Genomic DNA, 11,660 nt, shown 5'->3' with positions numbered 1-11,660 from the left:
AAAAATCTGAACCTTTAATAGTCTTATAGAAACCTTAAGGGATTGAACAGATAAGTGAATTTATTTTCTTTGCTGTTAATTAGATCGGCAATTATCATGGCAGCCGTTGTCCCATTTGTCATTCCCCAAAACCCAAATCCAGTTGCTACGTATATGCCTTCTTGAGATGTCATGCCTATCAGGGGTAGGCCATCATCAGTAACGCAGTCTTTACTGGACCACCTGTATTCAATAGACTTAACATTAAGGTGTTTGCGTGCATAATTTTCAAGTCTACTATAGTACACATTTTTGTCAGGTACATCTATCGGACTATGATCTCCAGCAACAATTATCATATTACCTTTGTCTGTAGGAGTTGTCCTATAGGTGTGTACAGGATTGAAGTCTATAAACATCCCTTCTGGGAAATTTCCTTCAGCATATAATGCTAATACATAGGATCTTCCTGAATGCAAATGTTTGTAAAGCTGATCTGGATCGTATACTGGTGTATTTGTTGCAACTACCACTTTATCGGCCATTATTGAGCCCTGATCTGTTACTACTTCTTTGATGTCTCCATTTTTGACAGTAATGGCACAGGTTTTCTCAAAGATATAACAACCATTGCCAATTACATACTTTGAAAGGGCCAGAAGATACTTACGGGGATGAAATTGAGCCTGATTCTCGTATTTGATGGCAGGACCAGTTCTAAAAGGTAAAGGTACTTCTTCTGTGTAAGAAACCGGAAGTCCCAACTCTCTAGCAGCTTTAAATTCACTTTTAATTTCGTCACTTTTTTCATCAGACTCAGTGTAAATGTAAAGAGGAAGACGTTTAAATTCACAGTCAATTTTCCGCTCTCTTATAATATCAGCTATTTTCTCAACTGCCTTGATATTGGCGTTAGCAAAATCCTGGGCTTTTGACTTACCTAATTTTGATATAATATTTTTATAAATCATATTAGGGCCCATACTTATCTTAGCTGTGGTTCCAACTGTTACTCCTTTTACAATCCGATCTGCCTCTATTACTGCTACGGTATGTCCGGTCTCCTTTAATAGTGTTGCAGTGGTTATACCAGCGATGCCACCTCCCAGTATTACCGCATCAACTCTTAACCCTTTTTCAATTTTTGGAAAATCTGTAGCAGGGGATGATTCTAACCAGAATGAAACTTCTTTTCCCATTATTTTTTCTTCTTTCTTCATCTCCTAACCTCAACTGACTTATTATTCTTTTTGATACTAAATTAGATAGACCGACCCAAGCGAAAATCTAAGACTTTTCTAATATCTATTTTCCGGTTAATTGACTTGTTTTTTTAGTTATAATTTAATTTTCAACAAATTAAATTAATCTATAGTTATATATTGAATAAGTATATAGTTACTTAGAAAATGTTTGAAATGTAAGTTATCTATATTTTAAATTATTAAAGATATATTGAATTTTAATAAACCAGAAATTCAAACAGATTGATTACGTAATTTAAAAATCGACCAAGAATAGGAGTTTATCCAATTTCTGCCTGGAAAGCTCGTATCTATAGTTAAAGGTTTAGTCAGAAAGGAGATGGTATAAATGAGTATGGAAGAAAATTTGATGTTGATGAAAACACTGGACGATGCCTGGAATTCACAGGACTGGGAGACTTTTAATAAACGTCATGCTGACAACGTAGCAGTATACTGGCCAGGGCAGCCAGAGCCCACAAAAGGTGGACATGCTCACCAGGCAGAGGCAGTGGAGTTCTTTAAGACGTTCCCAGATAATCATGTCGCAAACAATCCTTATAAGATCCTTTTTGGCTCTGGAGACTATACATGCTCTGTGGCTGATTTCACAGGTACCATGAAGGGACCAATGAAGGGTGCCGATGGTAAACTTATCCCTCCAACTAATAAGAAGTTCAAGGTAGAGTTCTGTACTGTTGCCCACTGGAAAGACGGAAAGATTGTGGAGGAAAGATTGTTCTACGATCTAGTGGGCTTGCTAAAGCAGATTGGCCTGATGTAATGTATGAAAATATTGACTACGTGAAAATCGGCTCGAATGTAAGTCATGCCTTTAATAACTAACAACTAATGCTCTAGGCAATCTAAGCCGTCAGCTTAGGAAGTGTACATCATTATCTTTAACTCTGAGCTAATTTGAAAATTAAACAATGAGGAACAGGAATGATTGAAACTAGAAAGATATCAAAGGTTCTGACGAGCAAACCCACAATAGAAGGAGCAGGCGTATATCTCAAACGTGCGTTTGGCTTTAGCCAGGTTCCTATTTTCGACCCATTTTTGCTTTTGGATGATTTTAGGTCCGATAATCCAGATCATTACATCAAAGGTTTTCCCTGGCATCCTCATAGAGGTATAGAGACTATTACTTATGTTCTTCGTGGTGATGTCGAACACGGGGACAGCATGGGTAATAAGGGAATTATTTCATCAGGGGATGTACAGTGGATGACTGCCGGAAGTGGAATTATACACCAGGAAATGCCCAAAGGAGACACGGATGGTTCGATGTATGGATTTCAGCTATGGGCTAATCTTCCTAAATCTCAAAAAATGATGGATCCGCGCTATCGAGAAGTAAAAAGTGATCAAATTCCGGTAGTATCGCTGGAGAATGGCACAAAAATCAGGGTAATTTGTGGAAATGTAGGAAGCGGACAAGGGCCAGTTAGAGATATAGTTACCGATCCGGAATATCTGGATGTAACCGTTCCCGACGGGTCAGAGTTTTCTCATCCTACCAAACGTGGATACACAGTGTTGGCTTATGTCATAGAGGGAAAAGGATATTTCTGCAAGGAGAAAGAACCATTTTCCTACGAGATGGAAGGTGCCAATTATTTTGACATGAAGCGAAATCCTTTCCTGGAAAATGGAGATGTTGTCCTGTTTAGTGACGGTGATCAAATTTTGGTTTCAACTGAGGGAGATCATGTCAGGTTCTTGCTAATCTCGGGAAAACCGATTGGTGAACCGATCGCTTGGTACGGTCCTATTGTAATGAATACGAATGAAGAATTACGTATCGCTTTTGAAGAGTACAGCAATGGAACTTTTATCAAGCAAGAGAGAGGAGGCAAGTAAAATAAGTAATTATCAAGAAAATGTGGGTCTTGGCTTGGCAACCCTCGCACATTGATAAATATTTTATTATTTTTTACCTGTTCTTACATTTCTTTGCTTTTTATTCTTTCGCTTTGGGTAACTTATTATATTATTTAGTCCTGTATGTTAGATCTTAAGTCTGACGCCTTTGACCTGGCTGGGCAACTTACATATGAATTACTTTTCAACAAAATATAGTTTCATATTAAACTCTAAACTCGTTTTGTTAAACTAACTTTTATGACTCTGTTCCTGATTATTCCTTCTCTGTTACCGTAAATTTCACAGTGAATTCTGTTCCATTACTCCTTTTAATTTCAAGTTTGCCATCTAACTGATCTGCAAGGGAAGTTACGAGTTGAAGCCCCAAACTATCAAGATTTTCAATGACTATGTTTTCAGGAATGCCCACTCCATTATCTGAGACGGACAGAATGTAAGCGTTACTACTATAGCCTTTACTTTTAGATTCTCTGTTTTCATCTCTTTGAAGTCTGATTTTGATTTTCCCTTTATCTCTTCCTTGAAATGCATGTTTAAAGGAATTGGAAACAAGTTCATTAATTATTATTCCCAATGGAATTGCTGTGTCGGTATCAAAGAATGTATTTTCCTCCAGATCCATATCTAAGCTAATATCCTTATTGCCTACCCTGTATGTCAGAATGAGATTTTCAGCAAGTTTTCCAATATAGGAAGAAAAGTTCAGTTTATCGGTTCCCCCGCCCCTATATAACTCTTCATGAATCAGAGACATGGAGATTATTCTGTCCTGGCTCTCTTTGAAAGCATTCAGCAATTCTGAATTGCTGATGTTAGTTCTGCCTTTTAACTTTTCAGCTTGAAGATCCAGTAACGCTGATATAATCTGCAAGTTATTCTTGATTCTATGATGAATTTCCTTTTTTTTGGCAATCTCATATTTTGCAAGAGCTTCCTTAGCCTCTTTTTCCTGAGTAATATCTCTAAACATTATTGCAAATTGTCCTTTTTCAATCCTATCGATTCGAACAGTAAACCATTTGCCTGGCATGTTTCCAAAATTCTCAAACTGAATAGATTTGCCTGTCTGGTCAACTTTTTTATAAGCTTCAAACCAGTAACCTTCCACATCAGGCCCTACTTCACGCATGGTTTTACCAATTTGTGCTTCCCGCTCAGCACCTGAAATTCTTGCTCCAGCAGGGTTTATATCCAGAATTAATAAATCACAGAGTGTACCATGATCATCATAGATTGCTTTGCAATTTGCAAAACCTTCACTTATAGAGTTGAATAAAGATTGATACTGCTCTTTACTCTTGCGTAAATCCTCCTCTGCTTTTTTATTTTCGGTAATGTCTTGGCCTGCTCCTCTTATTTGAACAGGTTTGTTTTCTTCGTTAAATATGACTTCAGAGTGCCCATGGATTACGCGCGTTTCTCCATCAGGTGAAATTATTCTAAATACTATTGGGCCACTGAGCTTTTTTCCTTTTAAAGACTCCTGATGGACACCAAGCAAATAGTCTCGATCGTCTGGATGTATGTAATTTAAAATTTTATCTAAAGAAATATCTTCTTGAGGTTTAAGTCCAAAAATCCGATACATTTCATCAGACCAGGATATTTTGTCGGTTAGAAGATTCCATTTCCAACTTCCAATGTGAGCTATTCTTTGAGCTTCAGCAAGATCTTTCTCACTCTCTTTCAACGATTTGTAGGCATTTTCAAGCTCTGATGTTCGTTCTTTAACCATATTTTCTAAATTTTCAAATGTTTCTTCCAGTTTAGCTTCTGCTTTTTTTCTCTCAGTTATGTCAGTAAATGATCCAACACTACCACGTACCTGACCTTCAGTATTATACAATGGACTTGCTGATACTGTAATTATTCGCCGTTTCCCACTTGGAAGAAGCGCTTCCAATTCCACATTGCGTAAGTCTATATTCTTTTTGGCTGCTTGTTGTACTGGTAATTCATCAGCGCACAACTCTTTGCCTTTGTAGAAAAAGCGCCCACCTTTGGGGACGCTTGCTGAAATATTTTCTCCAACTTCTGCCCTATAAAATTCATTTGCTATTCTATTGCCTGTAATATTGTATCCTTCCAAGTCATGGTTGATCAATATCGGTGTGGGTACTACTTCCATTATTGTTTCTAATTCTTGGGCTCGCAGACGAGTTTGCTCTTCCATATGTTTGCGTTCTGTAATATCCTCAAACAGTGTATATACCTGGAATGGTTTATCTTCTCCAGAACGGAAAAGAGGCACTGCACTTATGTTGATCCAGCGATAACATTTTTCTCTCGGATTGTAAACTCCCATCACTACATTTTGTACCTTCTGCCCTGTTTGCAGGGATACCATAGCTGGATGTTCAAGTCCTGGAAATTCCGAGCCGTCTTCCCGGATAGTATGATACTCTTCGCCAACAGATGAGCTGCCTAATAACTCACTTGATGTCTTGCCAAGGATCCTCTCAGCAGCCGGATTCATAGAGATTATCTTACCGCTAGCGTCCTGGTAGACTACACCTTGAAGCATGGTTTCATATAAAAGTCGATAATGCTGCTCAGACTGAAAAAGAGCTTCCTCTGCCTGCTTGCCTTCTGTTATGTTTGAGTCTTGAGTTGTATATATTATATGGCTGTACTTTTCCGCGTTCTTCCGAATCTTGTCTTCACATTCCCTATGCTCAGTTATGTCGAATCCAGAAATGTTCACACATTCCTTTTTGGGTAAGGGAGAAAAAACAACCAAGTATACTCTGTTTCCCGCTTTAACATCCAATTTTTCTGGACTATTTAGGGAAATTACTCTTTGAACGAGATCTGTGATATTTGGAGGTAGATTCTCCCCAATTTTCACTCCCCATTCACGCAATAGAGGCTCTGCTGCGTCGTTTGAGTAATTAACAATTCCATCTTTCGTGATACTGAGTAAAGGATTGGGGGTTTTTGCAAGAAATTGATCCATACCTGTGCCAGTTCCTCTTTAGGCTTGTTTTCTCTGGTGAGATATACCTTCCTTAACTATATCTGGAAAACTTATAGATAATTGAAATTTAAAATTATTTATTGATCCTATAAAAGACATACTTTATTTTAGTTAATTATTAACGTTGAAAAATATAAATAATAAATTAAAACTTGTAACGCATATGAGGCTCAGAATTAATAACTTCATAATTAGTACGAACTTTTACCTCCGGCTTGAAAAGCATACTATTTACAATGAGACTGGTATTTTCCTGTGAAAACCCAGAACCATAAAAATGGCTTTATAGAGATCCTCCCATTTATGATATGCCAAATGCATTGGATTGGATTGTAGAATCAGGTTTCAGGTTTAAATTGAGGTTATGAAAATCAGTTTTGGGAGGATTTCTACATAGTCCAAAAATGTAACTAAAAGAAAATTATTCGATCAAAAAAAGTTTGATGCGAGAGGTGCGATTCGAACGCACGAACTCCTACGAGAATAGGCTCTGAACCTATCGCCTTTGACCTGGCTGGGCAACTCTCGCATATGAAAGATAGTTTTTTGTATTTGTCTACTCTTTATTTAAATGGTATATTACTGCTAAATTTCGTCTCTTTTTTCTTGGATCTTCTAATAACATTTAGTCCTGTATGTTAGACTCTGAACCTGGCGCCTTTGACCTGGCTGGGCAACTCTCGCACGATGTAGCTTATGTTGCAGGAGCAATAGTAGTGCTCTTTATTCTTATACTTTTTCCTTGAAAGCCTGTTTGGAGGACAAAACTCGCCAGGACTCTTTTTAGAATTTCCTTTTTGTAAACGAGTTTGACCAGGTTTAACTAGGTTTAACCAGGCTTTAAAAACAGGACTTAAAAGAAACTCTGGGTATTTAGGAAGTCTCTAAAATAAGTTAGAATTGATGAAATTTTCATTTCATCAATTTCAGGATAAGGGCTTTTTGCGCATGCAGGCGGTTCTCGGCCTCATCAAAAATTACGGAATTCGGACCGTCCATAACTTCATCCGTAATCTCAAGGCCTCGACGAGCTGGCAGGCAGTGCATAACTATTACGTCCGGTTTTGCGGCTTTAAGGAGTTCCGTATTGACCTGGAAAGCGGCAAAGTCCTTCAGGCGTTTCTCCTGTTCAGCTTCATCGCCCATGGACACCCAGACATCCGTATAAATGATATCTGCATCTTTTGCAGCAACTTTCGGGTCATTCGTAACTGTGAACTTGCCTCCGAAGGCTTTTGCTTTTTCAAGGAACTCGGCTTTCGGCTCGTAGCCCTTCGGGCAGGCAACGGCAAATTCCATTCCCATGATAGCCGACCCTAGCATGGCTGAATTGCAAACGTTGTTTCCATCTCCTACCCAAGCAAATTTCAGGCCTTCGAATTTGTCCTTATACTCCATTATGGTCATGAAATCGCCAAGGATCTGACAGGGGTGTTCCCGATCCGAAAGCGCATTGATCACGGGTATTGTTGAGTATTCGGCTAGTTTCTTTACGGTTTCGTGGCTCATAACTCTGGCCATGATTCCGTGAAGGTAGCCTGAAAGGGTTCTGGCAGTGTCCTCAATAGTCTCGCCTCTTCCTATCTGAATATCTCTGGAATTCAGGTAAAGTGCGTGTCCTCCAAAATCAGTCATTGCAACCTCAAAGGATACCCTGGTTCTTGTGGAAGATTTCTCAAAAATCATTCCCAGGCTTTTGTTCTTCAGGAACTCTGTAGGTTCTCCAGCCTTGCGTTTTTCTTTCAGGTCCATGGCCGATTCAAGGAGTTCATAAATCTCTTTTCTGGACAGGTCAGTTATCGAAAGTACATCCTTCTTCATCACTTCAACCCCGACTTTACTCTAGCTAAACTTACTCTATTCAAGCTTAATTTCTCTATTTTAGCTGAATTTACTCCATTCAAGCTTAATTTCTCTATTTTAGCTGAACTTATTTCATTCTGGTTGAACTTTAGTTTGTATTACTACATAGTACTTATCTGCACGCCGTACTTTTGCATGACAGTTCAGGCAGTTAGCCTTATTTTCGGCAGTTAACCTTGTGTTTAGCATTCAATTTTATTTTCGGCAGTTAGCCTCTAAGTTCTTTCATATGGTCAATTCTCTTCTGGATAAGAGCAGCAGTCCCAATATCTTTCCGGAAAAACAACTTGCCGTGGAGATTTTCAAGGGCGTTCTGGGCAATTTTTTCGGCCGCAGCTATAGTTTCAGCAATCCCGATAACTGCAATGGCGCGGGAACTGGTTGTGTAAATTTTTCCTTCTTTTTCGTAGACACTGGCATAGTAAATGGAAGCTTCCCCTATGTCTCCTACAGTTACCTCAATGTCCTTTTCAGGCTTTTCAGGATAGCCGGCAGGAACTGCGTATTTACAGACAGTTGCTTTCTTGCTGAAGTTTACAGGCAAATTTCCAAGTGTCCCTTTAACTACCGCAGACATGATTTCCACGAAGTCTGTTTCAAGGAGGGGGATTACGTTCATGGCTTCGGGGTCACCGAATCGAGCATTGAATTCCACTACCTTGGGGCCGTTGGCTGTAAGGATGAACTGCCCATAGAGAACACCCTGATACCCGGTTCCGGTTTCCTCATAAAGTGACTTTACGGTATCCTGCATAATCTTCTTTGCCTTCTCAAGATCTTCAGGGAGCATAAAAGGCAGGATTTCCCCAGCATCAGTGTATGAACCCATGCCTCCTGTATTGGGTCCAAGATCCCCTTCATAGGCTCTTTTATGGTCTTGCACGGCAGGGAAGAAAACAAGGCTTTTTCCATCGACAAAGGCCTGAAGCGTAAACTCCTCTCCTATAAAACGTTCCTCAATGACCACAGCCCCTTTTTCAAGCAGCTCACTTGTGTAGGCTTTGGCAGCCTCGAGGTCAGGGAGCTGATCTCCCATAACTTTTACTCCTTTGCCTCCTGTCAGGCCTGAGGGCTTGACTGCCACGTCGCCAAGTTTTTCTATGAAAGCATGCGCAGGTTTTTCCTCTGTGAAAACTTCATAAGCAGGGCAGCCTTCGATTCCATATTTTTTCATGAAATTTCTTGCCCAAGCTTTGTCAAACTCTATAATTGCACAGGCTTTTTTAGGCCCTACAACCGGAATTCCGGCTTCCCAGAGGGCATCTGCAACTCCTGCTGCAAGAGGGGCTTCAGGCCCTACAAAGGCCATTTCGATGTTTCTGGCTTTTGCATACTCAATAACTTTTTCAATTTCGGTCTCCTTCTCAAGGAGAAAATCCTCACAGAGGGCAGCAATTCCGGGATTTTTTTTCGCCATGAATGCATAAAGAGAGGGATTATGCTTGCTTTTCTTGATTCCTTCGGCGATTGCATGTTCCCTTCCGCCTCCGCCGATAAGCAAAATTTTCATTTTTATTCTCCTGGTTTTAAAAAGATTCCTTTTATATTCAAGTCCTTTTATATTCAAGTATAAGTATGGTTTTAATATGTACTCATAATAAGATGAAATCGATGAGATAAGAAAAGGTGATGAATTTTCAGTCCTCAAAACCTTTCAATGCTGCTTTATGCAGCTGTCTCCTTTTATTGATAATTTGTTGGCAATTTATTGGCAATCTATTACCAAACACTTTTTAATAGGAATATACTGAAGGACTTCCTAGTTCTCTATTTCTTCTAATAAATATCTTCTCATTGTCAGGCTTCAAACTTAACTAAAAATCTTTCTTTTTGGGGCATGTTTCTGATTTTTGCTCCATTCTTTCCCGTGATCGAAATACTTTTCCCTTAACCGAATAGTCCAGGTTTTCTTAGCAGGGTGAAAACTCGTCCTTTTTCCTGATATGAAAAAACTAATTTTTATAAAGTAAAAATGATTAGACCATTCTGGAGATGAAAAGCACGAATCAAAATCCATATGAAATCTTCCAAAAAGAATGTCCAGAAGTAGCAGCACGTTTTAATGACCTTATTGAAGCTCAGAAAGCGTTGAAGGGCCTTGATGCTAAAACAAAGCAGTTGATCAACATAGCTATCCAGACTGCGAATCGAAATCCACGAGGCGTACAGATGCATGCAATGATGGCAAAGAACGAGGGTGCAACTCGTGAAGAAATTATTGCTGCAGTGGTATTGAACCTTCACCACTCAGGTTTTGCTAAAGTTCTTGAGTGCCTCCCTGCAGCGATTGATGGGTTTGAAGGTAAAATCTAAAAAGCTTCAGTACAGGAAGGTGCTCTTGCGCTTTCCTTACTTTAAGAGATCGCTTGCACTCACAAGAGAAACAAGCTCCGTACCTGTCTCTTTTAAGTTTTCGATTGCTCCCTCTTCCCTGTCCACGACACTGATTACATATTTGACATTTGCTCCGGTTTCCCTGACAACCTCAATTGCGTTCCTGACCGAGCCTCCGCTTGTTGTTACGTCTTCGAGCATTACAAGCCTGTCTTCCGGTTTAATGGTGCCCACAAACCTGCTCTTTGTACCGTAGTCTTTTACAGCTTTCCGAACTATAAGTAGGGGAAGTTCTGTTTCCATGGAAACTGCGGTTGCCAGCGGCACACCTCCAAGTTCCACGCCTGCTATTATATTCACATCCATCTGTTTTATCCTGAATGCTGCCTGCCGTGCTATAAGTTTCAGGGTTTTAGGGTCAGTACTGGCTTTTTTGATATCTATATAATACTTGCTCTTCTTTCCCGAGGCAAGCGTGAAGTCCCCGTAGCGGATAGCTCCGCAGGTTTTGAGGGCTGCGATCAGTTCCTGTTTTTGCGTCTCTAATTCCTTCTCAATTTCTGATTTGTTCATAATCTCACCGCTTTGCAGCCTTATTAGCTATTTTCTATTAAATGTTACCGGATAACATATATTATAACTTTATCAAGAACCTCGTAACTCCCCAGCTTATCATAATTCCAATTTTTTGATCAAATTTTTTTCGAAAAAGTTTGCATAACTCCAATAAGCTTACCATGGTTCTTTTTTTATACCTGTGAAGTATCCGATTATATTTGTTGTAAGATGCAGCAAAGGAGTCGTGATAAGGACAACTATCATTATCGAGGGAATAAAATTGCTCACGAACCATGCAGGGGCTGTAAGATATGCGAAAACCCAGGCTCCGATTACGAAGTCCAGCTGGTCTACAAGTGGAAGTGGAGCCCCTCTTTTCATGCCCATCCTGCGCTTGAAGAAGCTTTTGAACATATCCCCGAAAAGCGAGCCGCAGGCAAGGGCAAGGACCACTTTGAAAGCCTCAATATAATTCGGGCCGAAGGCTGGCATCTCGGTTCCCAGAATCTCGAATCCCCTTGAACTCAACCAGATCTGGATGCTACCTGCAAGCACTCCAAAAAAGATGCCTGAAAAAAGCCCTCTGTAGGTTTTTCCGTCTCCTATAATCCTTCTTCCATCCTTTAAAGTCCTGCCTCCGTCAATTGGCTTTCCGCCACCAAAAACAGCTGCAAAAGGATTGGGAAGGTATGCAGGAAGCATCAGCCAGAAGGCTTTAATTATCAGCTCGATCGTGGTATCAACTCTTTTTATAGTTTTTGTTTTTTTCTTGAGGCGAACTCAATTTTCTGGATACTGCTGTATTTTTTACTTCT

9 protein-coding genes and 1 tRNA gene are annotated in these 11,660 nt (G+C 39.8%); 3 read left to right on the top strand and 7 right to left on the bottom strand.

From position 1 onward, the window contains the following. Nucleotides 1-23: 23 nt before the first annotated feature. Nucleotides 24-1,199 (bottom strand): NAD(P)/FAD-dependent oxidoreductase, encoded by a 1,176-nt coding sequence (locus BP621_RS14260; protein ID WP_292391148.1) that lies wholly within the window; start codon nt 1,197-1,199, stop codon nt 24-26. 394 nt (nt 1,200-1,593) lie between these two features. Between BP621_RS14260 and BP621_RS14255 the strand changes: the two genes are divergently transcribed. Together BP621_RS14255 and BP621_RS14250 are read left to right on the top strand one after the other, a co-directional pair. Beyond that, complete coding sequence (locus BP621_RS14255) at nt 1,594-2,007, top strand: ester cyclase (protein WP_292391147.1); 414 nt, start codon at nt 1,594-1,596, stop codon at nt 2,005-2,007. 161 nt (nt 2,008-2,168) lie between these two features. Beyond that, the gene (locus BP621_RS14250; RefSeq protein ID WP_292391145.1) at nt 2,169-3,089 is read left to right on the top strand and encodes a pirin family protein; all 921 of its coding nucleotides are present in this window, start codon (nt 2,169-2,171) and stop codon (nt 3,087-3,089) included. A gap of 277 nt (nt 3,090-3,366) precedes the next feature. On the opposite strand, the gene BP621_RS14245 is transcribed toward BP621_RS14250, so the two are convergent. The 4 genes from BP621_RS14245 to purD all read right to left on the bottom strand — a co-directional run bounded on the left by BP621_RS14245 (nt 3,367) and on the right by purD (nt 9,463). After that, nucleotides 3,367-6,069 carry a PAS domain-containing sensor histidine kinase gene (locus BP621_RS14245; RefSeq protein WP_292391143.1) on the bottom strand — a complete coding sequence of 901 codons (2,703 nt, stop codon included), beginning with the start codon at nt 6,067-6,069 and terminating at the stop codon, nt 3,367-3,369. Between the two features lie 465 nt (nt 6,070-6,534). Beyond that, nucleotides 6,535-6,619: transfer RNA gene (locus tag BP621_RS14240), tRNA-Leu, on the bottom strand. A gap of 383 nt (nt 6,620-7,002) precedes the next feature. Continuing rightward, the gene (argF, locus tag BP621_RS14235) at nt 7,003-7,911 is read right to left on the bottom strand and encodes an ornithine carbamoyltransferase (RefSeq protein ID WP_292391141.1); all 909 of its coding nucleotides are present in this window, start codon (nt 7,909-7,911) and stop codon (nt 7,003-7,005) included. A gap of 250 nt (nt 7,912-8,161) precedes the next feature. Further along, a complete protein-coding gene (purD, locus tag BP621_RS14230) occupies nt 8,162-9,463 on the bottom strand; it encodes a phosphoribosylamine--glycine ligase (RefSeq protein WP_292391140.1) in 1,302 nt (433 codons plus the stop codon). Nucleotides 9,464-9,945: 482 nt separating this feature from the next. Here purD and BP621_RS14225 point away from each other — a divergent pair, with 482 nt between their 5' ends. Next, nucleotides 9,946-10,266 carry a carboxymuconolactone decarboxylase family protein gene (locus BP621_RS14225; protein WP_292391138.1) on the top strand — a complete coding sequence of 107 codons (321 nt, stop codon included), beginning with the start codon at nt 9,946-9,948 and terminating at the stop codon, nt 10,264-10,266. 36 nt (nt 10,267-10,302) lie between these two features. Here the strand turns inward: BP621_RS14225 and pyrE are convergent, their stop codons facing one another. After that, entirely contained in the window at nt 10,303-10,860 is a 558-nt protein-coding gene (gene pyrE, locus BP621_RS14220; protein ID WP_292391137.1) for an orotate phosphoribosyltransferase, read from the bottom strand. Between the two features lie 159 nt (nt 10,861-11,019). Continuing rightward, on the bottom strand, nt 11,020-11,547 hold the full coding sequence (locus BP621_RS14215; RefSeq protein ID WP_394339311.1) for a CDP-2,3-bis-(O-geranylgeranyl)-sn-glycerol synthase: 528 nt from the start codon (nt 11,545-11,547) through the stop codon (nt 11,020-11,022). Nucleotides 11,548-11,660 lie beyond the last annotated feature (113 nt).

This window comes from Methanosarcina sp. UBA5, from assembly GCF_002505485.1.
Classification (GTDB): domain Archaea; phylum Halobacteriota; class Methanosarcinia; order Methanosarcinales; family Methanosarcinaceae; genus Methanosarcina.
This window is presented reverse-complemented; position numbering and strand designations above follow the sequence as displayed.